Below are 26,639 nucleotides of genomic sequence, written 5' to 3'. Positions count from 1 at the left end.
CGGTCATCGAAGCACACCGCCCGCGCTGGCGGACCCGAGGACGCGCACGGTATGACTGGAGCCATGAAATTGACAGGTGTCGGGTTGTGGAGTTCGCAGTTGCGGTACGGCAATGCCGGGGAGGCGGCCGACGCGGCTGCCGAGCTCGACGAGCTCGGTTTCCCGGCGCTGTGGATCCCCGACGTGGGCGGGCCGGTCCTCGACGCGGTCGACAATCTGCTGGCCGCGACCTCGAAGACGGTCATCGCCACCGGCATCCTGAACCTGTGGATGCACGAGCCGGCCGAAGTCGCCTCACGCTATGCCACGCTGACCGAGACCCACGGCGAGCGCTTCCTGCTGGGTATCGGCTGCAGCCACGCCCCGCTGATCGACTCCCAGGAGCCGGGGCGCTACCGCAAACCGCTCGCCGCGACCAAGGCGTTCCTCGACGGTATCGACGCATCGCCCACCCCGGTGCCGACCGGTAACCGCGTGCTCGCGGCACTGGGCCCGAAGATGCTGGAGCTGTCGGCGACTCGGGCCGCCGGCGCGCATCCGTACCTGAGCACGCCCGATCACACCCGCACGGCGCGGGAACTGCTGGGTGACACACCGATGCTGCTGCCCGAGCAGAGCGTGCTGCTCGTCGACAGCCGCGACGAGGCACGCGCGATCGGCACCGACTGGCTGCGCAACTACCTGGGGTTGCCGAACTACGCGAACAACATCCGCCGCAGCGGCTTCACCGAAGAGGACATCAGCACGGTCAGCGACCGGCTGTTCGACGCCCTGATCGCATGGGGCGACGAGGAGACCGTGCTGCGGCGGGTCACCGAGCACCTCGATGCCGGCGCCAACCACGTCTGCGTGCAGGTGCTGACCGCTGATCCACGCGAGTTCCCCCGCGAGCAGTGGCGTCGGCTGGCGGCGGCGCTGGCCTGACCAGCCGGACTGTTCAGCTCAGCAGCTCGCGCACCACGGCGTCGGCCAGCAGCCGGCCCCGGTCGGTGAGCACCACGGCGTCACCCTCGGTGCGTAGCAGGCCGTCGGCGATGATGCGCGCCGCACGGGCACGCTCGTCGTCACCCAGCAGTGCGGTCGGCAGCCCGGCACGCAGCCGGACGCGCAGCATCACGTCCTCGACATGCGAGGTGTCGCCGTCGATGGTCTCGAAATCGGCCACCGGCAGGCGACGGCCGGCCAGCACGGCCGCGTAAGCGCTGGGGTGTTTGACGTTCCACCAGCGGGTGCCGGCCACATAGCCGTGCGCTCCCGGCCCGGCGCCCCACCACTGCCCACCCGCCCAGTAGCCCAGGTTGTGTCGGCACTCGCCGCCGGGCCGTGCCCAGTTCGACACCTCGTACCAGCTCAGCCCGGCTGCTCCGAGGCGCTGGTCGAGGAGTTCGTAGCGACGGGCGAGCACGTCGTCGTCGGGCGCGGGCAGCTCGCGGCGGCGCACCTTGCGGGCCAGCGCGGTGCCGTCCTCGACGATCAGGGCGTAGGCCGACACGTGGTCGACGCCCGCGGCGATCGCCGCGTCGGCCGACCGCGCCAGGTCGTCGTCGCTCTCTCCCGGCGTGCCGTAGATGAGGTCGATGTTGACGTGCTCGAAGCCCGCCCGGCGGGCCTCCTGCGCCGCCTCCAGGGCACGGCCCGGTGAGTGGACCCGGTCCAGCGTCGCGAGCACATGTGGTGCGGTGGACTGCATCCCCAGCGAGACACGGGTGTAACCGGCTGCCCGCAGCCCGTCGAAGAACGCGGGCGACGTCGATTCCGGGTTCGCCTCGGTCGTCACCTCCGCGTCGCGTGCGAGGACGAAATGCTCGCGGATCGCGTCGAGCACCTCGGCGAGGCCGGCGGCGCCCAGCAGTGACGGCGTGCCACCGCCGACGAAGATCGTCGCGACCGGCGGGGCGGTCCCGAGCCGCGCCGCGGCGAGCGCGAGTTCGGTCCGCAGTGCCGCCAGCCAACCCGCCGGTGTCGCGCCGCCCAACTCGGCGGGCGTGTAGGTGTTGAAGTCGCAGTAGCCGCAGCGCGTCGCACAGAACGGCACGTGGATGTACAGCCCGAACGGTGCGCCCGGGGTGAGCGCGAGCTCCGGGAGCTGCGCGGGCATCGAGGACACCGGGTTGGGCAGGACGGGCATGCGACCAGTGTCCCAGGTGGTGTGCGGCAGAGTTCTGCTCGCGGTGAGCACAAATATGTGCCGGTTGGGACCGGTGGGCCAGGTCGTGGCACAATGGCCGGGTGACCGACGCAGGCATGCCCACCCGCGTGATGCTGGTGATCCGTCGGCACGTCGACTTCAAGCGTGTGTGCAGCAGCTGTTGTTGCGCTGTGTGACGACGTAGACCTGCCCACCTGCACTTTCAGCTGGCCGCCGGATCTGCGACGCCGGACAGCCCCCGGTGATCACGCGCAGTGACGAACGCCGGCTCCGATACAGGAGCCACGATGACATCAACGACACCCAAGGCAACACCCAAGCGTCCGCGCGGGGAAGGCCAGTGGGCGCTCGGCTATCGCGAGCCGCTCAACGCCAACGAACAGGCGAAGAAGGACGACAACCCGCTCAACGTGCGAGCGCGCATCGAGAACATCTACGCCAAGAACGGCTTCGAGTCGATCGACAAGGGTGACCTGCGCGGCCGCTTCCGCTGGTGGGGGCTCTACACCCAGCGCAAGCCCGGCTACGACGGCACGTGGACCGGTGACGAGAACACCGACATGCTCGAAGACGAGTACTTCATGCTGCGGGTCCGCAGCGACGGCGGCGCACTGACCGCGGCGGCGCTGCGGACGCTCGGCGGCATCTCGACCGAGTTCGCACGCGACACCGCCGACATCTCCGACCGCCAGAACGTGCAGTACCACTGGATCCGTGTCGAGGACATGCCGGAAATCTGGCGCCGGCTCGACGAGGTCGGCTTGCAGACCACCGAAGCGTGCGGCGACTGCCCGCGCGTCGTGCTCGGCTCGCCGCTTGCGGGCGAGTCGCTCGACGAGGTGATCGACGGCACCCCGGCGGTCGACGAGATCGTCAAGCGCTACATCGGCAAGCCCGAGTACTCGAACCTGCCGCGCAAGTTCAAGACCGCTATCTCCGGCCTGCAGGACGTCGTGCACGAGGTCAACGACGTCGCGTTCATCGGCGTCGAGCATCCCGAGCACGGACCCGGCTTCGACCTGTGGGTCGGCGGGGGTCTCTCGACCAACCCGATGCTGGGACAGCGGGTCGGCGCCTGGGTGCCGCTCGACGAGGTCCCCGATGTGTGGGAGGGCGTGGTCAGCGTCTTCCGCGACTACGGCTACCGGCGCCTGCGTTCGAAGGCCCGCCTCAAATTCCTGATCAAGGACTGGGGTGTCGAGAAATTCCGCGAAGTGCTGGAGACGGAGTACTTGAAGCGCCCGTTGATCGACGGTCCCGCGCCCGAGCCGGTGACCCGCCCGATCGACCACGTCGGGGTGCAGAAGCTCCGCAACGGGCTCAACGCCGTGGGCGTCGCCCCGATCGCCGGGCGCGTGTCGGGCACGATCCTGACCAAGGTCGCCGACCTCGCCGAAGCGGCGGGCAGTGATCGAATCCGGTTCACGCCCTATCAGAAGCTGATCATCCTCGATGTGCCGGACGAGAAGCTGGACGAGCTGCGCACCGGTCTGGACGCACTCGGGCTGCCGTCGACGCCGTCGCACTGGCGGCGGAACCTGATGGCCTGCACGGGCATCGAGTTCTGCAAGCTGAGCTTCGCCGAGACCCGCAGCCGGTCACAGGTGCTGGTGCCGGAGCTGGAGAAGCGGCTCGAGGACATCAACAGCCAGCTCGACGTTCCGATCACCATCAACATCAACGGCTGCCCGAACTCGTGCGCCCGCATCCAGGTCGCCGACATCGGGTTCAAGGGCCAGATGGTCGACGATGGTGACGGTCCCGAGGAGGGTTTCCAGGTTCACCTCGGGGGAAGTCTGGGTCTGGACAGTGGCTTCGGCCGCAAGCTGCGCCAGCACAAGGTGGTCGCCACGGAGCTCGGTGACTACATCGAGCGGGTCGTTCGCAATTTCGTGAAACAACGAGAGCAGGGCGAGCGTTTCGCTACGTGGGCACTACGAGCAGACGATGCGGACTTGAGGTGATGTGACATGACCGACGTGATGACCGAGACGGACTTGCAGCAGTTGGCCGAACGCGGCGCGGCGGAGTTGGGGCCGCACGCATCTGCTGTCGACCTGCTGCGATGGACCGACGAGAACTTCGCGGGCAACTACATCGTGGCGTCGAACATGCAGGACGCGGTCCTGGTGGATCTGGCCGCCGCGGTGCGGCCGGGGGTCGACGTGTTGTTCCTCGACACCGGCTACCACTTCGTCGAGACGATCGGTACCCGCGACGCGGTCGAGGCGGTCTACGACGTGAACGTCGTCAACGTGCGGCCGGAGAAGACCGTCGCCGAACAGGACGCGCTGTTCGGCAAGAACCTGTTCGAGCGCAGCGCCAACGAGTGCTGCCGGATGCGCAAGGTCGAGCCGCTGTCCAAGGCGTTGGCGGGCTACTCCGCGTGGGTCACCGGTATCCGCCGGGTCGAGGCGCCGACGCGCGCCAACGCCCCGCTGATCAGCTGGGACAAGGCGTTCGGGCTGGTGAAGATCAACCCGTTGGCGGCGTGGACCGACGACGAGATGCACGACTACATCGACACCCACGGCATCCTGGTGAACCCGCTGGTCGACGAGGGTTATCCGTCCATCGGCTGCGCACCGTGCACGGCCAAGCCGATCGCCGGCGCCGATCCCCGTAGCGGCCGGTGGGCGGGGCAGTCCAAGACGGAGTGCGGGCTGCACGCGTCGTGACTCCCTCGCCGGACTCGCTGGTGCTGACGGCGCACGGCAGTGCCGATCCTCGCTCGGCCGCGACAGTGCGTGCGATCGCGGAGTGCGTTCGCCGCGTGCGACCCGGGGTCGACGTCCGGGTGGCGTTCTGCGAGCAGACCGCACCGAACCTCGTCGACGTGTTGCGTGAGGTGCCGCGCGGCCGCGCCATCGTCGTTCCGCTGCTGCTCGCCGACGCCTACCATGCGCGCGTCGACATTCCGGCGATGATCGCCGAGTCCGGCGCGGGCGCCCGCCTGGGCGCCGTGCTGGGCGAGGACGAACGCCTGATCGCGGTGCTGCGGCAACGGCTCGAGCAGGCGGGGTTGTCGCGCCTGGATCCGGATGTCGGTGTGATCGTCACCGCGGTCGGCTCCTCACATTCCCAGGCCAATGTCCGTACCGCGGCAGTCGCGCGCGAGGTGGTGCTCACCACCCGGTGGGCGGCCACGACGGCGTTCGCCACCGGTCCGTCGCCGTCTCCGGCCGAGGCGGTCGCCCACCTTCGACAGCGCGGGGTGACGCGGCTGGTCTTCGCGCCCTGGTTCCTCGCGCCGGGCCGCATCACCGACCGGGTCGCGGCGTTCGCGCGGCGGGAAGGCATCCCGATGTCGGCCCCGCTGGGGGCCCACCGCCAGGTCGCGGAGACGGTGCTGGATCGCTTCGACGCGGCCCGCTCTGCCCACGCGGCGGCCTGACCAGCGAATATCCCGGACTTCGGTACGCTCGGTGCCACCTGACGGCTCACGAGCAAGGACTCGATGCACCCTCATAGACCCGAGGCGGTCACATGCTGACCGCCGTTGCTGCAATTCTGCTGGGCCTTGTCGTGGTTTTCGCGATCACCGTGGCGACGGGATACTTCGTCGCTCAGGAGTTCGCCTACATGGCGGTCGACCGGTCGCGCCTGAAGGCCCGCGCCGACGCCGGTGACCGCGCCGCCGAACGCGCGCTGACGGTGACCCGACGAACGTCGTTCATGCTCTCGGGCGCGCAGCTGGGCATCACCGTCACCGGACTGCTGGTCGGGTACGCCGCGGAACCGCTGATCGGCCGCGGCCTGGAGACCCTGCTGGGTGGTTCGGGGCTTCCGATGGCGATCGCCATCGCGATCGGCGGCGTCGCCGCGATCGGTGTCTCGACGGTGATCCAGATGCTGTTCGGCGAGCTGTTCCCCAAGAACCTCGCGCTCGCCCGGCCCGAGCAGCTCGCCCGCCGGCTGGCCTGGTCCACCACCGCGTATCTGACGGTGTTCGGCTGGCTGATCTGGCTGTTCGATCAGTCGTCGAACCTGCTGTTGCGCGCGCTGCGCATCGAACCGGTGCACGATGTCGAGCACTCCGCCACCCCCCGCGACGTGGCGCACATCGTCGCGACATCGCGTGCGGCGGGCGAGATTCCGGCCGGGCTGTCCACACTGTTGGACCGGATCCTCGACTTCCCCACCTCCACGGCCCGGCACGCGATGGTCCCGCGGGCCCGCGTCGACACGGTGCTCGACACCGAGCCGGTGGCAGATGTGCTGTCCCGCATGGGGTGCGCCCACACCCGCTATCCGGTCGTCGCGGCCGGACACGACGACGTCGTCGGCGTCATCCACCTGCACGACCTCCTGTCGGCGGACCCACCCTCGGGCACCGCGGCGGATCACTGTCGACGGGCCGTGGTCGTACCCGAGACGCTGCCGTTGCCGAACGTCGTTCGCGTGCTTGCGGATTCACGGGAGGAGATGGCGATCGTCATCGATGAGTTCGGCGGCTTCGCCGGGATCGTGACGATGGAGGATCTGGCCGAGGAGCTGGTCGGCGACATCGACGACGAGCACGACGGGGCGGACCGCGACGAGCCGGTCACCGAGCTCGCCGATGGCTGGGTGGTGACCGGCGACCTCCCGGTGGACGAGGCCGAGCGCCTGCTGGGCGTGACACTGCCCACCGGCGACTACGAGACGGTCGCGGGCATGGTGATCGCACACGCCGACGGTTTGCCTGCTGTCGGCGATCGGGTGTCGGTGCCCCTGCCCGCCGAACCGTCCGATTTCCTGAGCACCCAACCACCCGGCGAACGGGCGCTCGTCGCCGAGATCCGCGCCGTCCAGCGGCGCGTCCCGGCGCACGTGCACCTGAGCGTGGCCGTCACTGACGCGAGACCACGGGCGGAGCACGATGTCTGATCTCTGGTCGATCTCTGCGATCACTGCGGCGCTGATCGCGTTGAGCGCCTTCTTCGTCGCCGTCGAGTTCTCGTTGATCGCCGCACGGCGCAGCCGACTCGGCGACGCGGCCGCCGACAGTCGCGGCGCAAGGGCTGCGCTGCGCAGTGCATCCGAGCTGTCGGTGGTGCTGGCAGGAGCGCAGCTCGGCATCACCGCCTGCACCCTGCTACTCGGAGCGATCACCAAACCGGCTGTGCACTATGCCCTTTCGCCGTGGCTGCAGACCGTCGGCGCGCCACCCTGGATCGCCGACGTCGGCGGGTTCGTGCTGGCTCTGGCGATCGTGACGTTCCTGCACTTGGTGATCGGCGAGATGGCGCCCAAGTCCTGGGCGATCGCCCATCCGGAGCGGTCAGCCGCTCTGCTCGCGGCACCGATGCGCGGGTTCATGTTCCTCACCCGTCCCCTGCTGCACGCGTTGAACCAGGCGGCGAACTGGTGCCTGCGCCGCGTCGACGTCGCCCCGGTGGACGAACTGGCCGACAGCCAGGACCCCGAGACGCTGCGCCAGCTGGTGGAGCACTCCGCGACCACCGGCACCCTCGACGCCGACTACCACGCGAACCTGTCCAGCGCGCTCGAGCTGGACGGCTTGCGGGTCGGCGAGCTGGCACGTCCGGCCGCGCCGACCGGCTGGGTCACCCCCGACGCCGATACCGGCCACATGCGTTCCGCCGCACGAGAGTCTGGTCACCTGCGACTCCTGGTGGGCGGCAGGGAAAGCGGCACCGTGCTCGGCGTCGTGCACGTCCGCGACGCCCTGGCCTCCACCGCGTGCGCTCGCGAGCTGATGCGTCCCGCGGTGACGTTGGCTGCGGACATGCCGATCTACGACGCCCTGCAGCTGATGCAGAGCACGCGCACGCACCTGGCGGTGGTGCCGACGGCGGGCGGGGTCGCGGTGCTGACCCTGACCGATGTCATGCACCGGCTGCTGGCCATCGACGCGGCGTAGCTCACACCGCCCACTCCTTGACCCTATACCCGGGGGGGTATAACTTCGTGATATCGGAATAGATACCCCACTGGGTATGAAGGAGACGAACGATGAAGTTCATCCAGTACTACCTCGACTGCCTGTCGCACGCCTCGTACCTGATCGGTGACGAGACGTCCGGCCGCGCCGCGGTCGTCGACCCACAGCGTGACGTGTCGGAGTACCTCGCCGACGCACGCGAGCTGGGCATGCACATCGACCTGGTGATCGAGACCCACTTCCACGCCGACTTCCTGTCCGGCCATTTGGAGCTCGCCGATGCGACCGGGGCCACGATCGTGTACTCCTCGGTCGCCGCACCCGAATTCGACGTCATGGGCGTCGAGGACGGGCAGCGCTACGCCCTCGGTCCCGCCGGCGGAGTCACGCTGGAATTCCGGCACACCCCCGGGCACACGCCCGAGTCGATGAGCGTGGTCGTCTACGAACGCGCCGCTGACACGGTTCCCTACGGCGTGCTGACCGGCGACACCCTGTTCATCGGCGACGTCGGCCGGCCCGACCTGCTCGCGTCGGTCGGCTACTCCCGCGAGGAGCTCGCCACGATGCTCTACGACTCGTTGCGCGACAAGCTGATGACCCTTCCTGACGCGACCCGCGTCTACCCCGCCCACGGCGCCGGGTCGGCGTGCGGCAAGAACCTCTCCACGGAGCTGTGGTCGACGATCGGCGAGCAGAAGCGGTGGAACTACGCGTTGACCGCCCCGGACCGGGAGACGTTCATCGCCCTGGTCACCGAGGGCCAGCCGCCCGCGCCCGGATACTTCGCCTATGACGCGACGTTGAACCGCAAGGACCGCGCGCTGCTCGACGAGGATCGGATGCCCCCCGCCCTGACCTACGACGAGATGGCCGACCGGCTGGCCGACGGCGCGGTCCTGGTCGACGGCCGCAGTCCGGTCGAGTTCGCCCAGGGCCATTTCCGCCAGGCGATCAACATCGGACTCGAGGGCCGCTACGCCGAATTCGCGGGTTCGGTCGTGACGCCGGACAACGACATCGTGCTGATCACCGAACCCGGTCACGAGCTCGAAGGGAAGAACAGGTTGGCCCGCATCGGGTTCGACCGTGTGATCGGCCATCTCGAGAACCCCGAACAGGCGATGCTCGCGCATCCAGACCAGGTGAAGATGGCATCGCGGTTGTCCGCCAAGGACTTCGGTCAGCGAGCGGCTACCATCACCGATCTGCAGGTCGTCGACGTCCGCAATCCCGGCGAGGTGCAGGCAGGCAGCATCCCCGGCGCGGTCAACATTCCCGTCGGCCAATTGCCCGGCCGGCTCGCGGAATTGGATCCGGCAGCCCCCACCGTCGTCTACTGCGCCGGCGGCTACCGTTCGTCCGTGGCGGCAAGTGTACTGCGCCGCAACGGGTTCGCCGACGTCAGCGACATCCTGGGCGGATTCGGCGCCTGGTCCGAGATCACCCAGAACGCCTGAGCCGAGCCGGGATTGTTCTGCCCGCCTCGCCTGTTATACCCCCACGGGTAGGATCGCGGACACCCTCGAACCTCGTGCGGAAAGGACCCGTCATGGTCGGTGACGAAGAAGCCATTGGCGCTGTCTTGAACAGACTCCGCCGAGCCCAAGGACAGCTCGCCGGTGTGATCTCGATGATCGAGCAGGGCCGGGAGTGCAAGGACGTGGTGACTCAGCTCGCCGCGGTGTCGCGAGCTCTCGACCGTGCCGGATTCAAGATCGTCGCGACGGGTCTGCGGGAGTGCGTCACCGAAGGCAAGGCCTCCGACGGCGGCACCCGCGAGATGAGTGTCGACGAGCTGGAGAAGCTGTTCCTGGCCCTGGCCTGATCACCGGAGCTGCGCGGGCTCGCCGTCGGTCACGTCGGCCGCGGTCCGCACGTCCTCGGGCAGCCGCGGCACCCTCGTGGCGCGCACGTAGACGGTGTCGCCGGGCCGCAGCGCCAACGCCTCGGCGTCGCCGCGGGTGATCTGCGCGGTGAACGGCGTGCGCGTGGCAGCGCTGGTGAGTTCCACCCGAACCTCGAAGCCGAGCATCACGATGCGGTCGATGGTCGCCTTGGTGACGCCGGCGGACTGCACCGAGTCATCGCCGTTGGCGATCGCCATGTCCGGGTTGCGGCCCACACGGATGTCGTGCGGGCGCACCAGCGCCCCGTTCAGCGTGGAGACCGCGCCGAGGAAACCCATCACGAACGCATTGGCCGGCCGGTCGTAGACATCGGTGGGTGAGCCGACCTGCTCGATACGACCCTTGTTGAGCACGGCGATGCGGTCGGCGACGTCGAGCGCCTCCTGCTGATCGTGGGTCACCAGCACGGTGGTCACGTGCACCTCGTCGTGCAGGCGGCGCAGCCATGCGCGCAGATCCTCGCGCACCTTGGCGTCGAGCGCGCCGAAGGGTTCGTCGAGCAACAGCACGTGCGGATCGACGGCCAGCGCACGCGCCAGCGCCATCCGCTGACGCTGCCCCCCGGAGAGCTGATTGGGATAGCGGGTCTGGAACCCGGCGAGCCCCACCACCTCGAGCAGGTTGTCGACCTTGCTCGCGATCTCCGCCTTGGGCCGTTTGCGGATCTTGAGTCCGAAGGCGACGTTCTCCCGCACCGTCAGATGCTTGAACGCGGCGTAGTGCTGGAAGACGAACCCGATGCCGCGCTTCTGCGGCGGCACGTCGGTGACGTCACGGCCGTGGATCGTGATCGTGCCGGAGTCCGGTTCGTCGAGGCCGGCGATGGCGCGCAGCAGCGTCGACTTGCCCGATCCGCTGGGGCCGAGCAGTGCGGTCAGCGATCCGGCAGGCACGACGAAGTCGACATTGTCGAGCGCGGCGAAATCGCCGTAGCGCTTGTTCGCACCGGAGACGGTGATCGCGTTGCTCATGAGGACATGACTCCCAGATGGTGGACGGAACTCATTGTGCGGCCTTGGTTCGGCGGGCGTCGAGGAGCACCTGGGCGACCAGAACCAGGACGGCGACGCTCATCAACAGCGTGGCGATCGTGTAGGCACCGTATTCGGTACCCCGGTTGTAGCGGTCGGCGACCAGCAGCGTCAGGGTTTGCGACTGGCCCGGCAGGTTGGACGACACCATGATGACCGCGCCGAACTCACCCAGGGTGCGCGCGACGGTCAGCACGATGCCGTACGTCAGACCCCAGCGGATCGACGGGAGCGTGATGCGCCAGAACGTCTGCCACCACTGCGCGCCCAGCGTGGCCGAGGCTTCCTCCTGATCGGTGCCGATTTCGTGCAGCACGGGCTCGACCTCGCGGATGACGAACGGCACGGTGACGAACACGCTGGCCAGCACGATGCCGGGGAAGCTGAAGATGATCTTGAGCCCGAAGTCGTTCTCGACGAAACCGAACAGCCCCGCCGATCCCCAGAGCAGGATCAGCGCGACACCGACGACCACCGGGGACACCGCGAACGGCAGATCGATGACGGCCTGCAGGACGCTCTTCCCGCGAAAACGATTGCGCGCCAACACCAACGCCGTCGGAACCCCGAACAGCACATTGAGTGGCACGACGATCGCGACCACCAGCAGGGACAGCTGTAGCGCCGAGATCGCCGCCGGGGTGCCGACGGAGGCGAAGAACGCCCCGAGCCCCGGCGAGAAGGTGCGCCACAGGATCAGCCCGACCGGCACCAGGACGAGGATGCCGACATAGGCGATGGCGACCCACCGCAGCAGGAGTTTGACGGCCGGGGACAGGATCATTCTGCGAGCTCGTCCCGCTTGGCGGCCCGGGCGCCGAGCGCCCGCAACACGAACAGCACGACGAACGAGACCGCCAGCAGCACGATCGAGATCGCCGCGGCACCGACCCGATCGTCGTTCTCGATGAGCGTGCGGATCCACTGCGAGGACACTTCGGTCTCGCCGGGTATCGCGCCACCGATGAGCACCACGGACCCGAACTCGCCGATCGCCCGCGAGAACGCAAGGCCCGCACCGGACAGCAGCGAGGGCAGCAGCGCGGGCACGATCACCTTCGTGAAGATCAGGTAATTGTTGGCGCCCAGCGACGCGGCCGCCTCCTCCACCTCGCGGTCGAGTTCGAGCAGCACCGGCTGCACGGACCGCACCACGAACGGGAGCGTGACGAACAGCAGCGCTACCCCGATACCCCACTGCGTCTGCTGCAGGTGCAGTCCGACGGGGCTGTTGGGGCCGTAGAGCGCGAGCATGACCAGGCTGGCCACGATCGTGGGCAGCGCGAACGGCAGGTCGATCACCGCGTCGACCAGGCGCTTGCCCACGAAATCGTCGCGGGTGAGCACCCATGCGACGATCAGCCCGAACAGTGCGTTGATCAGCGTCACGCCCACCGAGGTCACGAGCGTCACCCGGAAAGACTCGATGGCCGCGTTCGAGGTGATGGCAAGCCAGAAGGCACGCCATCCCCCCGTCGCGGACTGCCAGACGATCGCCGCGAGCGGGAGCAGCACGATGACCGACAACCACAGTGTCGCGGCGCCGACGCGCAGCGACGTACTGCCGTGGCGGTTTCGCCCGCGCCGGGGCGCAGGCGGTGCTGGAGGCGCTGCGGCGATCGCGGTCATCCCGTGGCCTGCTTGTAGATCTTGGTGATCGAGCCGTTGTCCTTGTCGAACAGCGCCGGGTCGACGTCGGACCAGCCGCCCAGATCGGCGATCGTCCACAGCTTCTGCGGCGTCGGGAAATCGGAGGCGAACTGGGCTGCCACCGCCGGGTCGACCGGGCGGAAGCCGGCCTCGGCCCACAGCTTCTGCCCCTCCGGGGTGTACAGGAAGTTCTTCAGGGCGTTGGCCTGCTGCTGATGGGTGCTTGTCGTCGTGACCGCCACCGGGTTCTCGATCTTGAACGTCTGCGGCGGGTTGACGTGCTCGACGGGCTTACCCTGCCGCTCGACGTTGATCGCCTCGTTCTCATAGGAGATCAGGACGTCGCCGGAGCCCTGCAGGAACACGTCGGTGGCTTCGCGACCCGACCCCGGCCGTGTCTTGACGTGCTCGGTGACCAGCTTGTTGACGAAATCGAGTCCGGCCTGGGCGTTCTTGCCACCGTCGCTCTTGGCCGCGTACGGCGCGAGCAGGTTCCACTTGGCCGAGCCAGAGCTCAGCGGGCTGGGCGTGACGACCTCCAGACCGGGCTGCAGCAGATCGTCCCAGTCCCGGATGTTCTTGGGATTGCCCTTGCGGACCACCAGCGACACGACCGAGCCGAACGGGATGCCCTTTGTGGCGCCGGCATTCCAGTCCTTGGCCACCTTGTCCGCCTTGACCAGGCGGGTGACGTCGGGCTCGACCGAGAAGTTCACGAGGTCGGCGGGCTTGCCGTCGACCACCGCGCGGGACTGGTCGCCGGAGGCGCCGTAGGACGTCGTCACCGCCACGCCCTTGCCCTCCGGGGTGGCCGCGAACGCCGGGATGATCTTGGACCACCCGGGTTCCGGTACGGCATAGGCCACCAGAGTCAGGGTCGTGTCGGCATCCGACGCGCCGTCGCCGCCCGCGACATCGCTCGAGCCACCGCCGCATGCCGCGACGAGCGAGGTGGTCAGGGCCAGCGCGGCGACTGCGCGCCATCGGTTGGGGAGTTTCATGAGCGACCTTTCCGGGTTTCGACGAACGTGAGGCGGAGTCCGGTCACGCGGGAAGGTGGGAGGCAAACCGTGCACGATCGGCACGAAACATGGTTGCCGAACACCTGACCGCCGAACGGGGTGAGGAGTCAGCAACAACAACAAACGTCAGCCACGGCGGAGAAACCGACGGCGATGAGGGCCACGATGTGACCCCCGATGACGCCGCCCGCCGTCTGCATGGCGGGAAGAATAACACCAGCGTGTGTCAGTCGGTGATCAGCGGGTGAGCAGCCACATCAGGATCACCAGCACGATGAGCGCGATCAGCGCCAGCGTCACCCGCGACCGCGGCATTCCACTCACCGACCCTCCACCCGGCCTTCCTCGACGTCGCTCAACGGTTCCTCCTGCGTGCGGCGCAGGTGGGCCCGCAGTCTGGTGCCGCCGTCGACGACGGCATCGAGCACGACCGCCGCCCCGTAGGCCAGCGCCAACACCACCGGCATCACCACCACGGTCTGCAGGACGAACGGCAACCCGGTCAGCCAGAGCTCCACTCCATCCCACCAGCCGAGGAATCCGCCCACCCGGCCAGACTAGGCGCACCGGTTCGGGTGGCGGCTTTGAGTAGACGACAGGCCGCCGCGCAGTCGATGATGGGCAAATGTCCCAGCCCAGCGAGGTCGTGTCAGGCGCCGTGAGCGCCAACGGAGAATCCTCGGCGTTCGCCCTGGCCACTGCCCCGTCGTACGCCAGCGCCGGTCCGCTGCGCAATCCGTTCCCGCCGATCGCCGACTACGCCTTTCTGTCGGACTGCGAGAACACCTGCCTGATCTCCTCGGCCGGATCGGTGGAATGGCTGTGTGTCCCGCGCCCGGACTCACCCAGCGTGTTCGGCGCGATCCTCGACCGCGGCGCCGGCCACTTCCGGTTGGGTCCGTACGGTGTCTCGGTTCCGGCCGCGCGCCGCTACCTGCCGGGCAGCCTGATCCTGGAGACCACCTGGCAGACGCACACCGGCTGGCTGATCGTGCGCGACGCACTGGTGATGGGGCCCTGGCACGACCTCGAACGGCGATCGCGAACCCACCGCCGCACCCCGATGGACTGGGACGCCGAGCACATCCTGTTGCGTACGGTGCGCTGTGTCAGCGGGACCGTCGAGCTGGTGATGAACTGCGAGCCGTCCTTCGACTACCACCGCACCAGCGCCAGCTGGGAGTACTCCGCGCAGGCCTACGGGGAGGCGATCGCCCGGGCGACGAAGAACCCCGACTCCCATCCGACGCTGCGGCTGACGACGAACCTGCGGATCGGGTTGGAGGGGCGCGAGGCGCGGGCCCGGACCCGGCTCAAGGAGGGCGACAACGTCTTCGTCGCCCTCAGCTGGTCGGGCCACCCGGCGCCGCAGACCTTCGACGAGGCCGCCGACAAGATGTGGCAGACCAGCGAGTGTTGGCGGCAGTGGATCAACGTCGGCGACTTCCCCGACCACCCGTGGCGGTCCTATCTGCAGCGCAGCGCGCTCACGCTGAAGGGGCTGACCTACTCCCCCACCGGCGCACTGCTCGCTGCGCCCACCACGTCCCTGCCGGAAACACCTCAGGGCGAACGCAATTGGGATTACCGCTATGCGTGGGTGCGCGACTCGACCTTCGCACTCTGGGGTCTCTACACGCTGGGCCTTGACCGCGAAGCCGACGACTTCTTCGCGTTCATCGCCGACGTGTCGGGCGCCAACAACGGGCAACGGCACCCGCTGCAGGTGATGTACGGGGTGGGCGGAGAGCGAAGCCTGGTCGAGGAGGAGCTCAACCACCTCTCCGGCTACGACAACGCGCGCCCGGTGCGCATCGGCAACGGCGCCTACGACCAGATGCAGCACGACATCTGGGGCACGATGCTCGATTCGGTGTACCTGCACACCAAGTCGCGCGAGCAGATCCCTGAAACTCTGTGGCCTGTGCTCAAGGAACAGGTCGAAGAGGCGATCAAGCACTGGCGCGAACCCGACCGCGGCATCTGGGAGGTCCGCGGCGAACCGCAGCACTTCACCTCCAGCAAGATCATGTGCTGGGTGGCCCTGGACCGCGGGTCGAAACTGGCTGAGCTGGAGGGCGAGAAGTCCTACGCCCAGCAGTGGCGGGCCATCGCCGAGGAGATCAAGGACGACATCCTCGCCCACGGCGTCGACTCCCGCGGTGTGCTGACCCAGCGCTATGGCGACGACGCGCTGGACGCCTCGCTGCTGCTCGCGGTGCTGACCCGGTTCCTGCCGCCCGACGATCCGCGGATCCGGGCCACCGTGCTGGCGATCGCCGAGGAGCTCACCGAGGACGGCCTGGTGCTGCGCTACCGCGTCGAGGAGACCGACGACGGCCTGGCCGGCGAAGAGGGCACGTTCACGATCTGCTCGTTCTGGTTGGTCTCGGCGCTGGTGGAGATCGGTGAGATCCACCAGGCGCGGCACCTGTGCGAACGGCTGCTGTCGTTCGCCAGCCCGCTCCACCTCTACGCCGAGGAGATCGAGCCGCGCACCGGCCGCCACCTCGGCAACTTCCCGCAGGCGTTCACCCACCTGGCGCTCATCAACGCGGTGGTGCACGTGATCCGCGCCGAGGAGGAGGCTGACAGCTCGGGCGTGTTCCAGCCGGCCAACGGGCCTGTGTGACAGAGGTTTTCGAGAAGACTCACGAACCCGCTTCGGCGACCATCGCTGCCGCGAGCTCTGCCGCCTCGCCGTCGATGCGGTAGGCGCAGGCCCACGCCTCGACCGTGGCGTTGGACACGACCGACAGTGCGTGCTGACACTGCCAGCCCGCTGCGTTCTCCTGCTCGGCCGTCTGGGTGAGCAGAGGCGCGCCGCCGTCGGTCACGTCGACGCCGATGGCACCCAGCGCCCAGCTGTAGTCACCGTCGTTGGTGCCGATCGACCGGTTCGCGCAGCCCTCCCACGCCTGTGACGACGAGTCGAAGAACGACTGCGCCTGCTGCGCTGACGGATACAGCACGGCGGTCAGTTCGACCCAGTGCTGATTGTCGTCGTCCGGTTCGCGGGCCACCCGATCACGCACCGCCGTCCAGCCCGTGTCGGCGTAGACGGATTCCTCTGCGGCATAGACCGCGCCGAGGCAGTCGATGTCGGACACGCTGCCGGAGTGGTCGGTCATCTCGTCGACGTCACCGGCGACCTGCATCCGGGTGCCGCCCATGATCGCGTTGATCTCACCGATGCTGAGCACGAGCCGGTCCAGCCCCGCGTCGTCGAGCAGGGGCACGTCGCCGCCTGCGCCTTCGGCACGGACCGCGGCACCCTCGACGGTGCTGACACATCCGGCGAGCACGGTCGAGGCGGCGAGCAGGAGGCCGCTCGCCCACCGCATCCGCGCAGATGTCACCGCGCCATTCTCGCACCGTCAGCGGTGCGAGGTGATCTTGTTCGCGATCAGTTCGGCCACGCCGACAGCGGGTTGCTCCTGGCCACCGGGACGCGGGTCGGTGACCTCGACCTCGACGATGCAGTCACCGGCCAGGGCGACCGCCCGCTGGGCCGTCGGCGATGCGGTACCCGCCGCCGTGTGCAGCACCCGAGCCGAGACGACCCGACTGTCGAACGACACGTCGGCGATGCGGCTGAGCTCACCGGCGCCGGCCTGCTCGCGAGCGACCGTGGCGCCGTTGCATCGTCGCCACCGTTGGCTGGTTGCGGCGAAGTACATCTGCGCGGCCGACGGGTCGCTCATCTGCACCACGCCGAAGAACGCGCTGACCGGCGGCCCGTCGAAGGTGCCGCCCGCCCAGGAGTTGGTGGCCACCGAACGCACAGGGCTGCCGTCGTAGGCGGCCTGCTGCAATCGGTACGCGGCACCGAGGCAGTCCGCCGGTGACGCCTCACCCGCGCCGACGCTGCGCAGCAGCATGTCCGGCCCGCCCTCGACGAGCCGGCCGGCGAAACCGGCGGGTGGGGTGCCCAGTTGCGCCGCCAGCTCCGGTGTCGTCGGGAGGAACTCTCCCAGCGGGACGGCCCGGATCGGTTGCGCCGCCTCGGCGATACGCACGACGGGTCGGTCGTCCACAGGAGCGGCTGCACAGCCGGCGAGGACGACGCACGCACCGGCGAGCGCCGCGAGTTTGGTGGCCACACCCTTCGATAGCACGCCCCGGTGGGCCGCGCACCCCGATCGAGCTCCGCTTGCCCCGCGACCGCGCGTGTCTGCGGGCAACACGCCGTGCGAACGCGGGAGTGTGCGCACGGTCGCCGGCTATCAGGACCTGTCGGCGTCGGCGACGATCTTCGTGACGACCTCGAAGGCCTGGTTCATCACATCCGGTCCGCACACCATTGCTTCGACGACCTTCGTGGCCGCCACCCCCATCGCGTGCTGACACTCCTCCCCCACGCGATCCGAGCGCGTTGCGCGCTGGGTGGGTATTCCGTCGGCGACCTCCACCGGCTCGAGCCGCCAGGTGGCCGGCGCGCTGCCGCCGGACGTCACCGGATACCCGGCGCACACGTTCCACGACAGCTTGGAGGTGCCGAGGATGCCTTGCGCCTCCTCGGCCGAGCGGACGACCACGACACTCTGGTCCACCGAGGCGGCAGACGACTCCGACGACCTGGTCAGCACCGCGGTCGGGCCGGCGTGTTGGTAGACGTTGCGATCGGCGATGCCGACGGTGTGCACACATCCCGGCGGCCGGGCGCCCTTCGCGAGCTCGTCGGTGAACTCCTTGCCGTCCGGTTCACTGTGGAAACCGCTGGCGTGCAACAGTTCATCGAGCTGGACATCGTCGAGCAGCACCGATTCCAACCCGCCCGACGGGGCGGGTACGGCGGTGCCCTCGACGCCTCCGCCACACCCGGTCGCGAGAACCGCCAGCGTGACGACCAGCCGGCGTCGCATCCCGACGACCTACTTCTTCGCCTTGTCGGCGGAGGCCTCGGTGGACAGTGCCGCGACGAACGCCTCCTGCGGAACGTCGACCCGCCCGATGGTCTTCATCCGCTTCTTGCCTTCCTTCTGCTTCTCCAGCAGCTTGCGCTTGCGGGTGATGTCACCGCCGTAGCACTTGGAGAGCACGTCCTTGCGGATGGCCCGGATGTTCTCGCGCGCAATGATTTTCGAACCGATCGCGGCCTGTACCGGAACCTCGAACTGCTGCCGCGGGATCAGCTCTTTGAGCTTGGTGGTCATCTTGTTGCCGTACGCGCTCGCCCCGTCCTTGTGGACGATGGCCGAGAACGCGTCGACGGCTTCGCCCTGCAGCAGGATGTCGACCTTGACCAACGCCGCCTCCTGCTCGCCGGCCTCTTCGTAGTCCAGGCTCGCGTATCCGCGGGTGCGCGACTTCAGCGAGTCGAAGAAGTCGAAGATGATCTCGCCGAGCGGCATCGTGTACCGCAGCTCCACGCGCTCGGGCGACAGGTAGTCCATCCCGCCCAGCTCGCCGCGCCGCGACTGACAGAGCTCCATGATCGTGCCGATGAACTCGCTCGGGGCGATGATCGTGGTCTTCACGATCGGCTCGTGCACCTCGCGGACCTTGCCCTCGGGCCAGTCCGAGGGATTGGTGACGACCATCTCCGTGCCGTCGTCCTTGACCACGCGGTAAACGACGTTGGGCGAGGTGGAAATCAGGTCGAGGTTGAATTCCCGCTCCAGCCGCTCTCGGGTGATCTCCATGTGCAGCAGCCCGAGGAAGCCGCACCGGAACCCGAAGCCGAGCGCCACCGACGTCTCCGGCTCGTAGGTCAGCGCCGCGTCGTTGAGCTGAAGCTTGTCGAGCGCCTCCCGAAGCACCGGGTAGTCCGATCCGTCGACCGGGTAGAGGCCCGAATAGACCATCGGCTTGGGCTCGCGGTAACCGGTCAGCGCCTCCTTGGCGCCGTGCCGGGCCGTCGTCACCGTGTCCCCGACCTTGGACTGACGGACGTCTTTCACACCGGTGATGAGGTAACCCACCTCGCCGACTCCCAGACCGTCGGAGGCCTTGGGTTCAGGCGAGACGATGCCGACCTCGAGCAGTTCGTGGGTGGCGCCCGTCGACATCATCGCGATGCGCTCGCGCGGGGTGATCTTGCCGTCGACGACACGTACGTAGGTCACGACGCCCCGATAGATGTCATAGACGGAGTCGAAGATCATCGCCCGGGCCGGCGCGTCGGCATCGCCGGTGGGGGCCGGGACCTGTCGCACGACCTCGTCGAGCAACGCGGCGACGCCTTCGCCCGTCTTGCCGGACACGCGCAGCACGTCGGAGGGTTCGCAGCCGATGATGTGGGCGAGTTCGCCGGCGTAGCGGTCCGGATCGGCGGCGGGCAGGTCGATCTTGTTCAGCACGGGGATGATCGTCAGATCCCGGTCCAGCGCCAGGTACAGGTTGGCCAGCGTCTGCGCCTCGATGCCCTGGGCGGCGTCGACCAGCAGCACGGCGCCTTCGCAGGCCTCCAGGGCGCGAGACACCTCGTAGGTGAAGTCGACGTGGCCGGGCGTGTCGATCAGGTGCAGGACGTGCTCCTGGTCACCGACTTTCCAGGGGAGCCGCACGTTCTGCGCCTTGATCGTGATGCCGCGTTCCCTCTCGATGTCCATCCGGTCGAGGTATTGCGCACGCATGTCGCGGTCGGAGACCACGCCAGTGAGCTGCAGCATCCGGTCGGCCAGCGTCGACTTGCCGTGGTCGATGTGGGCGATGATGCAGAAGTTCCGAATCTGCGCCGGCGCGGTGAAGGTCTTGTCGGCGAAACTGCTAATGGAATTTCTCCTGGTGAGCGCGATACGGGTACCGGAAACGGCCAGTCCAGAGTAACGAGCACCCGCCCGCACGACACAATCGAGCGCTGCGGCGAGCGCCTACAGTGGGGTGTTATGGCGTCATCGTCCTCGCCCTTCAAGACTTTCCAGAGGCTGGTGTTCTCCGAAGCTCCCAAGCTGGTGCGGCACATCCAGCGGTCGGATTCGCTACAGCGTGGGATCCAACAGGGCATCCAGTACGGGCTTGCGCAGGGCTTGCGGCTGGGCATGGAGGTCATCGCCGGCACCCAGACTCAGCCGGTCCCGGCGCTCCCCGCGGGCCGCCCGGTCTCGAACACCTTCGTCCCGACCGCGCATCGCGCCCGCCGAGTCGTCTACGCCCCCGACCTGGACGGCCGTGCCGATCCGGGCGAGATCGTGTGGACCTGGGTGGTCTACGAGGACGACCCGACCCGCGGCAAGGACCGTCCGGTGCTGGTAGTGGGCCGGGACCGCGACACTCTGCTCGGCCTGATGCTGTCCAGCCAGGATCACCACCGCGGCGATCCGAACTGGGTCGGCATCGGGTCCGGGTCCTGGGACTACGAGGGCCGGGCCAGCTGGGTGCGGTTGGACCGGGTGGTCGATGTGCCCGAGGAGGGCATCCGGCGCGAGGGCGCGATCCTGGACCGCACGACGTTCGAGGCGGTGGCCACCCGACTGCGCGCCGAGTACAGCTGGTCCTAGGCCTGCGCTGGGCCTGCGTCACCCCGAGAGCGCGGGCCACGCCAGGCCGGCGGCCACGCCCAGGGCCAGGCTCAGTCCGGCGGCCACCACCGCCGCACCCGCCGACCAGCGTCCGGCTGGGAACGCTCCGCCGGTTCGCTGCACCGCAGGGACGATCCAGCGCAGGTAGTAGAACAGGCTGATCAGCGTGTTGACGAACACGACCACCGCCAGCCATGCCGCCCCTGCCTGCCACGCCGCGGCCGTGGTGGTCAGCTTGCCGACGAACACCGCCGTCGGCGGGGTGCCGACGAGCCCGAGCAGCGCCACGATCAACGCGAGCGCGAGCCAGGGCCGCGCGCGCAGCAATCCCCGGTAGGACGCGAGTTCGCGGGCCTGCGGCAACGCGGTCGACACCGCGAACGCCGCACTGTTGGTCAGCGTGTAGGCGGCCAGGTAGAAGAGCAGTGCGGGCTCGGCCAGCGCGGCGCGCCCGGCGACCGCGACCGGTACCAGCAGGTAGCCGACCTGGCTGACGGTCGACCAACCCAGCAGCCGCCGCGGATCGGTTTGCCACATCGCGGCGAGATTGCCCAGCGTCATGCTCGCCACCGCCAGGACCGCGATCAGCAGCGGCCAGGCGACGGTGCCCGGCAGGATGTGAACCAGCCGGTAGATCGCGACGACCGCCCCCACCTTCGGCACGGTGGTGAGGAACAGCGCGGCGGTGCCGGTCGAGCCCTGGGCGGCGTCGGGCACCCAGAAGTGGCCGGGCACGGCACCGGCCTTGAACAGCAACCCGCCCAACACGCCGACCGCGCCGGCGGCGACGAGACCGACGGGCGCGCCCGCCAGGCGGTCTGCCACCTCCGGATACAGCGTGGTGCCTGCGGCGCCGTAGAGCAGCGTGACACCGAGCAGCATCAGGATTCCGAACAGCGCGCCCAGCAGGTAGGCCTTCATCGCCGCCTCGGCGCTGCGCGCACTGCCCGCCAGGCCGATGAGCGCATACAGCGGGATGCTGGCCAGCAGGTAGCCGACGGCGAGCACCATCAGGTCGTGGGCGCCGGCCAGCACGAGCACCCCCGCGGTGGCGAACAGCAGCAACGCATACGTCTCGCACTCGCGCGCCGAGCCGGCGAGTTCGTCACCCGCCACGACGAGCGCCAGCAGCGTGCCGAGCGCGGCGACGACGCGCACCACCCCGGTCGCGGTATCCGAGACGAACGTGCCGTCGAAGGCGCTGCCGCCGGGGCCGGCCCAGTGCACGGCGGCGACGGCCGCCGCAGCGATCAGCGCCGCCGCCGCCAGCGCTCGGCCCCATCGCTGGCGTTCCCTGCTCGAGAACGATCCGCTCAGCAGCACCAGCAGCCCCGCACCGAAGATCAGCAGTTCGGGCAGCACCGGTTACCGCCCGACCAGGGTGACGAGCGTGCTCGCGGCGGGCTCGATGATGTCGAGCAGCGCCCCGGGCAGCAGACCGATCACGACCGCCAGCCCCAACAACGTTGCCGGCGGCCAGAATTCGACGCGCGCCAGGTCGGTGAAGCCATCCGAGAGGCCCGTGGCCGGGCCGGTGAACATCCGCTGGAGCGCCCGCAGGAACAGCGCGGCGGTGATCAGGATTCCGGGCAGGGCGACGGCGGTGACGGGCGCGGTCGCGATGCTGCCGGCGAAGATCTGGAATTCGGCGATGAAGCCGGAGAACCCGGGCAACCCCAACGACGCGAACGCGCCCACCGCGAACAACGCCGCGAGCTTCGGGGCGGGACCGGCCAGGCCGCCGTAGTCGGCCATCCGGTAGCTGCCGGTACGGGCGTGGAACACCCCGGCCAGCAGGAACAGCGCACCGGTGATGAGCCCGTGACTGACCATCTGGGTGACCGCACCGGTGACGGCGATGTCGCGGGCGTCGGCGGTGCCGGTGGCCGCCACCCCCGCGGCGCCGACCGCGAGCACCACATAGCCCATGTGGTTGACCGAGGTGTAGGCGATCATCCGCTTGAGGTTCTCCTGGGCGAGCGCCACCAGCGCGCCGTACAGGACCGAGACGATGCCGACCGCGACGATCACCCATGCCCAGTCCCGCCACGCCTGCGGCAACATCGGCATCGCGATGCGCACGAAACCGTAGGTGCCCATCTTCAGCAGCACGCCGGCCAGCACCGCGGAGCCGATCGCGGGAGCATCGGTGTGCGCGGGCGGCAGCCAGGTGTGGAACGGGAACGCGGGGGTCTTGATCAGCAGCCCGATGAGCACCGCGGCCAGCACCAGCGCGCCGGCCGACGGACGGCCGTCCAGCGGCGCCGCGGCGGCCAACGCGAGCATGTCGAAGGTGTGCGGTTCGGCAGCGACGAAGAGGCCGATGAAGCCGGTCAGCAACGCCAGTGACCCGAGGAAGGTGTAGAGGAAGAACTTCAGCGCCGACCGGCCCGCATCGCCGTGGCCCCAGCCTGCGATCACGAAGTACATCGCGACGATGGACAGGTCGAAGAACACGAAGAACAGGATCAGATCCGCGGCGACGAAGAGCCCGAGGCTCACGGTCTGCAGGAACAGGAAGAGGGCGGCCTGTGTCCGGGGGCGGTCGGTGTCGCGCAGGCTGTGGACCGCGCACGCCAGGAAGATCACCGACGTGAGCGCGACCAGCGGCAGCGACAGGCCGTCGACACCGACGTGGTAGCTGCTGTCCACACCGGGAATCCACGCCACCTGTTCGTCGAAGGCCAGCGTGTTCGGCGGCGGGGTCTCGTAACGCAGCCACACCGCCGCGACCAGCGCCAGATCGACGGCGGCGGTTCCCACCCACAGCCATCGCACCGCGGCATCGCCGAGGCGCGGTACCGCGAGCAGCATCAGCGCTGCGGCCAGCGGCAGGAAGACGATCAGGCTGAGCACAGTCACCTCACGTGAGAAGGAGAAGGACGGCGACGACGACGAGGACGGCGGCGGCCATGTAGTACTGGTGCAGCTGCCCGGTCTGCGGGCGGCGCGCGAGCTGTCCCGACCGGCGGATCAGCGCTGCCGACGCCTCGACCGCGCCGTCGACGCCACGGTGGTCGGCGCGGTCGGCGCCCCGGGCCACGGTCACTGTTGCCGTCGCCGTCGTCTCGACGGCTCGGTCGAGCACCCGGTCGTCGAACCGGGCGAGCGCGTCGGCCAGCCGCAGCACCGGCCGCACGACGACCCGGTGGGCGGCCGCCTCGAGCCCGAGCCAGGAGCGCGCCCACCGCGGCTCGGGCACACCCCAGCGCAGCACCGCGAGCACCACGACGGCGGCGAGCACCGCCGATCCGACCAGCTCGGTCACGGGAGCGCTCTCGGCGATGCCCCAGGGCGGCACGGTGAGCACGCCGGCGGCCGCCGCGCCGAGCGCCAGCACCACCAGCGAGATCTGTTCGCCGGCACCGGGCGTCGCGTCGACGGCGTCTCCGCCGGGGACGGGCCGCCAGACGACGAGCAGGATCTTGCCCGCGTAGGCCGCCGACAGCGCGGTGGCGAGCAGGCCGGCCGCGTACCACCACACCGAACGGTCCAGGGCGACGGCGAGCACCGCGTCCTTGGTCGCCCACAGCGACAGCGGAGCGACACCGGCCAGCGCCAGCGCCGACACCGTCGCGGTGACGCCGACGACCGGCCAGCGCCGCGCGGCCCCCTGGAGATCGTCGAGCTTCTTGCTGCCCAGCAGCGCCAGCCACGCCCCGGCGGCGAGGAACAGACCGGCCTTGGTGAACGCGTGCGCGATGAGTTGGGCCGCCCCGCCACCGGTCGCGGCCAGCCCCGCAGCCATCACCACGAACCCCAGCTGCGCCGACGTCGACGCGGCCAGCAACTGCTTGAGATCGCGCTGCGCGATCGCGACCAGCCCGAGCGCGATCGCGGTGAGCGCACCGAGCCACACGGCAGCCGGCGCCGCCCACCCGGTGGCGGCCAGCAACGGCGACACGCGCAGCAGCAGATAGCCGCCCATGGCCACCATCGCCGCCGAGTGGAGCAGGGCACTCACCGGGCTGGGGCCCTCCATCGCCCGGGCCAGCCAGAAGGAGAAGGGCAACTGCGCCGCTTTGCCGAGTGCAGCGACCAGCAGGCCCGCGGCGATCACGTGTCGCCATCCCGGCGACGCGTCGCGCAGGTCCTCGAGCGCCAGCCCGGCTCCCCCGGCCAGCGCGGCGCCCGCCGCGAGGTAGAGCCCGAGATCGGCGCAGCGGGTGGTGAGGAATGCGGTCAGTCCCGCGGAGATTCGGTGGGCGTCCTGCCACCGGTAACCGATCAGGGCGTAGGACAGTGCACCCATGACCTCCCACGCCAACAGCAGCGTCGGCAGGGTGGTGGCGGTGGCGGTCAGCATCGCCGCGGCGGCGAACAGCAGCATGTACCCGTGGAACCGGGCGCCGGCCACCGCGCGGTCGCCGACCGCGAACAGCAGCACCAGCGCGGTGACCACCGCGACCGCGGGCACCAGCGCGGCCGACAACCCGTCGACGCCCATTCCGAACTGCGTGCCGGCCATGAACGCCACGCCGACCCGCGGCCGCGTCGACGCGACCGCGACCGACAGGGCGACCACCAGCACCGACACGACGATCGACACCGCCGCCGCGCTGCGCCGGCGCGGCCGGCCCAGCACCAGCGCAGCACCGGCTGCCGCGGGCAGGCACACCAGCGCCCACAGCGACGACTCGGGGAGAAAGAACACGGAGCTACCCGGACAGATCCGTGGCCATGTCGGTCATGTCCGCCTGGCGGCGACGGTGCAGCAGCGTCGCGACGGCGAACCCCATCGCCATCTCGACGGTCATCGCGGCGATGATCACCATCAGCAGCACCTGACCGGTCGGCGCCGGGGCCACGAACCACCAGATGCCCGCGGCGGCCAGGATCACCGCGTTGATCATCAACTCCAGGCCCATCATGACCATGACCACGACTTGCTGGGACAACGCGCCGTAGAGGCCGACGCAGAACACCGCGGCGGCCACCAGCAGCAGGGTCTGCAGCGTCATCGCCCCACCCCGCCCGGTTGCGGATCCTGCGGCGGCCGCGTCCCGAGGTCATCGCCGAAGCGGTCGTAGCGGCCGCGATGGGCGGCCAGTACCACGCCGCCCACGATCGTGGCCACCATCACCGGGCTGATCACGATCATCACCAGCATCTTCGGGCCCATCAGCGCGTCGCCGAGCGCCGCGGTGACATCGGGGGGCGGCGCCTGGCGGCGGGACGGCCAGTCGACCGCCAGGATGCCGGCGGCCAGCAGCAGGAACACACCCGCCGAGATACCCAGCGACATCCGTTTGCCGTGCACCATGCTCATCGGCATCAGCGCCGGGTTCATCCCCATGAACATGACCATGTAGACGGCCATCACCGCCATCTCCATCACCATCATCAGGATGACGACGACGCCGACGTAGCTCTGCTGCAGCAGCAGCACCACGACGCCGACGGCGATGAAAGACGCGGCCAGCGCGTAGGTGGCTCTCGCCATCGAGTCGACGGTGAACACCGCGATGCCGGCGATGACGGCCACGCCCGCGCAGGCCCAGAACACAGTGTCGGTCAGCAAGCCGGT

General features: G+C 69.3%; 26 protein-coding genes. 10 read left to right on the top strand and 16 right to left on the bottom strand.

Features of this window, described 5'->3' with window-relative positions:
* Window positions 1-63 precede the first annotated feature (63 nt).
* Entirely contained in the window at window positions 64-924 is an 861-nt protein-coding gene (locus MHN84_RS19920; RefSeq protein WP_241206228.1) for an LLM class F420-dependent oxidoreductase, read from the top strand.
* 13 nt (window positions 925-937) lie between these two features.
* Here the strand turns inward: MHN84_RS19920 and hemW are convergent, their stop codons facing one another.
* Window positions 938-2,098 carry a radical SAM family heme chaperone HemW gene (hemW, locus tag MHN84_RS19915; RefSeq protein WP_241206343.1) on the bottom strand — a complete coding sequence of 387 codons (1,161 nt, stop codon included), beginning with the start codon at window positions 2,096-2,098 and terminating at the stop codon, window positions 938-940.
* Window positions 2,099-2,436: 338 nt separating this feature from the next.
* Here hemW and MHN84_RS19910 point away from each other — a divergent pair, with 338 nt between their 5' ends.
* The 7 genes from MHN84_RS19910 (at window position 2,437) to MHN84_RS19880 (ending at window position 9,864) form a co-directional block, all read left to right on the top strand.
* Window positions 2,437-4,113 (top strand): nitrite/sulfite reductase, encoded by a 1,677-nt coding sequence (locus MHN84_RS19910; RefSeq protein ID WP_241206227.1) that lies wholly within the window; start codon window positions 2,437-2,439, stop codon window positions 4,111-4,113.
* A gap of 6 nt (window positions 4,114-4,119) precedes the next feature.
* Window positions 4,120-4,827, top strand: a complete 708-nt coding sequence (locus tag MHN84_RS19905; protein ID WP_241206226.1) for a phosphoadenylyl-sulfate reductase — start codon at window positions 4,120-4,122, stop codon at window positions 4,825-4,827.
* Window positions 4,806-5,543, top strand: a complete 738-nt coding sequence (locus tag MHN84_RS19900; protein WP_241206225.1) for a sirohydrochlorin chelatase — start codon at window positions 4,806-4,808, stop codon at window positions 5,541-5,543. The genes MHN84_RS19905 and MHN84_RS19900 overlap by 22 nt, the downstream gene beginning before the upstream one ends.
* A 92-nt stretch (window positions 5,544-5,635) precedes the next feature.
* Window positions 5,636-7,018, top strand: a complete 1,383-nt coding sequence (locus MHN84_RS19895; protein WP_241206224.1) for a hemolysin family protein — start codon at window positions 5,636-5,638, stop codon at window positions 7,016-7,018.
* The gene (locus MHN84_RS19890; protein WP_241206223.1) at window positions 7,011-8,015 is read left to right on the top strand and encodes a hemolysin family protein; all 1,005 of its coding nucleotides are present in this window, start codon (window positions 7,011-7,013) and stop codon (window positions 8,013-8,015) included. The genes MHN84_RS19895 and MHN84_RS19890 overlap by 8 nt, the downstream gene beginning before the upstream one ends.
* Before the next feature lie 92 nt (window positions 8,016-8,107).
* On the top strand, window positions 8,108-9,496 hold the full coding sequence (locus tag MHN84_RS19885) for a rhodanese-like domain-containing protein (protein WP_241206222.1): 1,389 nt from the start codon (window positions 8,108-8,110) through the stop codon (window positions 9,494-9,496).
* A gap of 92 nt (window positions 9,497-9,588) precedes the next feature.
* Window positions 9,589-9,864 carry a metal-sensitive transcriptional regulator gene (locus tag MHN84_RS19880; RefSeq protein WP_241206221.1) on the top strand — a complete coding sequence of 92 codons (276 nt, stop codon included), beginning with the start codon at window positions 9,589-9,591 and terminating at the stop codon, window positions 9,862-9,864.
* Here MHN84_RS19880 and MHN84_RS19875 read toward each other — a convergent pair whose 3' ends face one another.
* From MHN84_RS19875 to MHN84_RS19850, 6 genes are all read right to left on the bottom strand, one after another.
* Entirely contained in the window at window positions 9,865-10,917 is a 1,053-nt protein-coding gene (locus tag MHN84_RS19875) for a sulfate/molybdate ABC transporter ATP-binding protein (RefSeq protein WP_241206220.1), read from the bottom strand.
* A 31-nt stretch (window positions 10,918-10,948) separates the two neighbouring features.
* The gene (gene cysW / locus MHN84_RS19870; RefSeq protein ID WP_241206219.1) at window positions 10,949-11,761 is read right to left on the bottom strand and encodes a sulfate ABC transporter permease subunit CysW; all 813 of its coding nucleotides are present in this window, start codon (window positions 11,759-11,761) and stop codon (window positions 10,949-10,951) included.
* The gene (gene cysT, locus MHN84_RS19865; RefSeq protein WP_241206218.1) at window positions 11,758-12,606 is read right to left on the bottom strand and encodes a sulfate ABC transporter permease subunit CysT; all 849 of its coding nucleotides are present in this window, start codon (window positions 12,604-12,606) and stop codon (window positions 11,758-11,760) included. Before cysT ends, cysW begins: the two co-directional genes overlap by 4 nt.
* Window positions 12,603-13,628, bottom strand: a complete 1,026-nt coding sequence (locus MHN84_RS19860) for a sulfate ABC transporter substrate-binding protein (protein ID WP_241206217.1) — start codon at window positions 13,626-13,628, stop codon at window positions 12,603-12,605. Before MHN84_RS19860 ends, cysT begins: the two co-directional genes overlap by 4 nt.
* Window positions 13,629-13,756: 128 nt before the next feature.
* Window positions 13,757-13,849 (bottom strand): Ms4533A family Cys-rich leader peptide, encoded by a 93-nt coding sequence (locus MHN84_RS30005; protein WP_374238392.1) that lies wholly within the window; start codon window positions 13,847-13,849, stop codon window positions 13,757-13,759.
* Window positions 13,850-13,969: 120 nt separating this feature from the next.
* Window positions 13,970-14,197, bottom strand: a complete 228-nt coding sequence (locus tag MHN84_RS19850; RefSeq protein WP_241206215.1) for a hypothetical protein — start codon at window positions 14,195-14,197, stop codon at window positions 13,970-13,972.
* A 77-nt stretch (window positions 14,198-14,274) separates the two neighbouring features.
* On the opposite strand from MHN84_RS19850, the gene MHN84_RS19845 reads away from it, so the two are divergent.
* Complete coding sequence (locus MHN84_RS19845; RefSeq protein WP_241206214.1) at window positions 14,275-16,281, top strand: glycoside hydrolase family 15 protein; 2,007 nt, start codon at window positions 14,275-14,277, stop codon at window positions 16,279-16,281.
* A gap of 19 nt (window positions 16,282-16,300) precedes the next feature.
* On the opposite strand, the gene MHN84_RS19840 is transcribed toward MHN84_RS19845, so the two are convergent.
* The 4 genes from MHN84_RS19840 to lepA form a co-directional block, all read right to left on the bottom strand.
* Window positions 16,301-17,008, bottom strand: coding sequence for a sensor domain-containing protein (locus MHN84_RS19840; RefSeq protein ID WP_308192966.1), 708 nt, complete (start codon window positions 17,006-17,008; stop codon window positions 16,301-16,303).
* Window positions 17,009-17,026: 18 nt separating this feature from the next.
* Window positions 17,027-17,752, bottom strand: a complete 726-nt coding sequence (locus MHN84_RS19835; RefSeq protein WP_241206213.1) for a sensor domain-containing protein — start codon at window positions 17,750-17,752, stop codon at window positions 17,027-17,029.
* Window positions 17,753-17,875: 123 nt separating this feature from the next.
* Window positions 17,876-18,514 carry a sensor domain-containing protein gene (locus MHN84_RS19830; RefSeq protein ID WP_241206212.1) on the bottom strand — a complete coding sequence of 213 codons (639 nt, stop codon included), beginning with the start codon at window positions 18,512-18,514 and terminating at the stop codon, window positions 17,876-17,878.
* A 9-nt stretch (window positions 18,515-18,523) separates the two neighbouring features.
* Window positions 18,524-20,410 (bottom strand): translation elongation factor 4, encoded by a 1,887-nt coding sequence (lepA, locus tag MHN84_RS19825; RefSeq protein ID WP_241206341.1) that lies wholly within the window; start codon window positions 20,408-20,410, stop codon window positions 18,524-18,526.
* Window positions 20,411-20,479: 69 nt separating this feature from the next.
* Between lepA and MHN84_RS19820 the strand changes: the two genes are divergently transcribed.
* Window positions 20,480-21,091, top strand: coding sequence for a type II toxin-antitoxin system PemK/MazF family toxin (locus MHN84_RS19820; protein ID WP_241206211.1), 612 nt, complete (start codon window positions 20,480-20,482; stop codon window positions 21,089-21,091).
* An 18-nt stretch (window positions 21,092-21,109) separates the two neighbouring features.
* On the opposite strand, the gene MHN84_RS19815 is transcribed toward MHN84_RS19820, so the two are convergent.
* From MHN84_RS19815 to MHN84_RS19795, 5 genes are read right to left on the bottom strand one after another with little or no spacing between them, the layout of a single operon-like run.
* Window positions 21,110-22,474, bottom strand: a complete 1,365-nt coding sequence (locus MHN84_RS19815; protein WP_241206210.1) for an NADH-quinone oxidoreductase subunit N — start codon at window positions 22,472-22,474, stop codon at window positions 21,110-21,112.
* Window positions 22,475-22,477: 3 nt separating this feature from the next.
* Window positions 22,478-23,968: a NuoM family protein gene (locus MHN84_RS19810; RefSeq protein ID WP_241206340.1), complete on the bottom strand. Its 1,491-nt coding sequence runs from the start codon at window positions 23,966-23,968 to the stop codon at window positions 22,478-22,480.
* Window positions 23,969-23,975: 7 nt separating this feature from the next.
* On the bottom strand, window positions 23,976-25,766 hold the full coding sequence (locus MHN84_RS19805; protein WP_241206209.1) for a proton-conducting transporter membrane subunit: 1,791 nt from the start codon (window positions 25,764-25,766) through the stop codon (window positions 23,976-23,978).
* Window positions 25,767-25,770: 4 nt separating this feature from the next.
* Window positions 25,771-26,073: an NADH-quinone oxidoreductase subunit K gene (locus MHN84_RS19800; RefSeq protein WP_241206208.1), complete on the bottom strand. Its 303-nt coding sequence runs from the start codon at window positions 26,071-26,073 to the stop codon at window positions 25,771-25,773.
* Complete coding sequence (locus MHN84_RS19795) at window positions 26,070-26,633, bottom strand: NADH-quinone oxidoreductase subunit J (protein ID WP_241206339.1); 564 nt, start codon at window positions 26,631-26,633, stop codon at window positions 26,070-26,072. The genes MHN84_RS19800 and MHN84_RS19795 overlap by 4 nt, the downstream gene beginning before the upstream one ends.
* Window positions 26,634-26,639 lie beyond the last annotated feature (6 nt).

The sequence above is a fragment of the Mycobacterium sp. PSTR-4-N genome, from assembly GCF_022348085.1.
In the GTDB taxonomy this organism is placed as follows: Bacteria; Actinomycetota; Actinomycetes; order Mycobacteriales; family Mycobacteriaceae; genus Mycobacterium.
The sequence above is the reverse complement of the archived record's forward strand: the minus strand, read 5'-3'. Positions and strand labels throughout refer to the sequence as shown.

Bases quoted from the DNA above. Each gene is read 5' to 3' on its own strand.
- MHN84_RS19895 (WP_241206224.1), top strand. From the start codon at position 5,636: ATGCTGACCGCCGTTGCTGCAATTCTGCTGGGCCTTGTCGTGGTTTTC.
- MHN84_RS19800 (WP_241206208.1), bottom strand. From the start codon at position 26,073: ATGACGCTGCAGACCCTGCTGCTGGTGGCCGCCGCGGTGTTCTGCGTC.
- MHN84_RS19860 (WP_241206217.1), bottom strand. From the start codon at position 13,628: ATGAAACTCCCCAACCGATGGCGCGCAGTCGCCGCGCTGGCCCTGACC.
- cysW (WP_241206219.1), bottom strand. From the start codon at position 11,761: ATGATCCTGTCCCCGGCCGTCAAACTCCTGCTGCGGTGGGTCGCCATC.
- MHN84_RS19885 (WP_241206222.1), top strand. From the start codon at position 8,108: ATGAAGTTCATCCAGTACTACCTCGACTGCCTGTCGCACGCCTCGTAC.
- MHN84_RS19830 (WP_241206212.1), bottom strand. From the start codon at position 18,514: ATGCGACGCCGGCTGGTCGTCACGCTGGCGGTTCTCGCGACCGGGTGT.
- MHN84_RS19845 (WP_241206214.1), top strand. From the start codon at position 14,275: ATGTCCCAGCCCAGCGAGGTCGTGTCAGGCGCCGTGAGCGCCAACGGA.
- MHN84_RS19910 (WP_241206227.1), top strand. From the start codon at position 2,437: ATGACATCAACGACACCCAAGGCAACACCCAAGCGTCCGCGCGGGGAA.
- MHN84_RS19905 (WP_241206226.1), top strand. From the start codon at position 4,120: ATGACCGACGTGATGACCGAGACGGACTTGCAGCAGTTGGCCGAACGC.
- cysT (WP_241206218.1), bottom strand. From the start codon at position 12,606: ATGACCGCGATCGCCGCAGCGCCTCCAGCACCGCCTGCGCCCCGGCGC.
- MHN84_RS19875 (WP_241206220.1), bottom strand. From the start codon at position 10,917: ATGAGCAACGCGATCACCGTCTCCGGTGCGAACAAGCGCTACGGCGAT.
- MHN84_RS19920 (WP_241206228.1), top strand. From the start codon at position 64: ATGAAATTGACAGGTGTCGGGTTGTGGAGTTCGCAGTTGCGGTACGGC.
- hemW (WP_241206343.1), bottom strand. From the start codon at position 2,098: ATGCCCGCGCAGCTCCCGGAGCTCGCGCTCACCCCGGGCGCACCGTTC.
- MHN84_RS30005 (WP_374238392.1), bottom strand. From the start codon at position 13,849: ATGCAGACGGCGGGCGGCGTCATCGGGGGTCACATCGTGGCCCTCATC.
- MHN84_RS19820 (WP_241206211.1), top strand. From the start codon at position 20,480: ATGGCGTCATCGTCCTCGCCCTTCAAGACTTTCCAGAGGCTGGTGTTC.
- MHN84_RS19890 (WP_241206223.1), top strand. From the start codon at position 7,011: ATGTCTGATCTCTGGTCGATCTCTGCGATCACTGCGGCGCTGATCGCG.
- MHN84_RS19880 (WP_241206221.1), top strand. From the start codon at position 9,589: ATGGTCGGTGACGAAGAAGCCATTGGCGCTGTCTTGAACAGACTCCGC.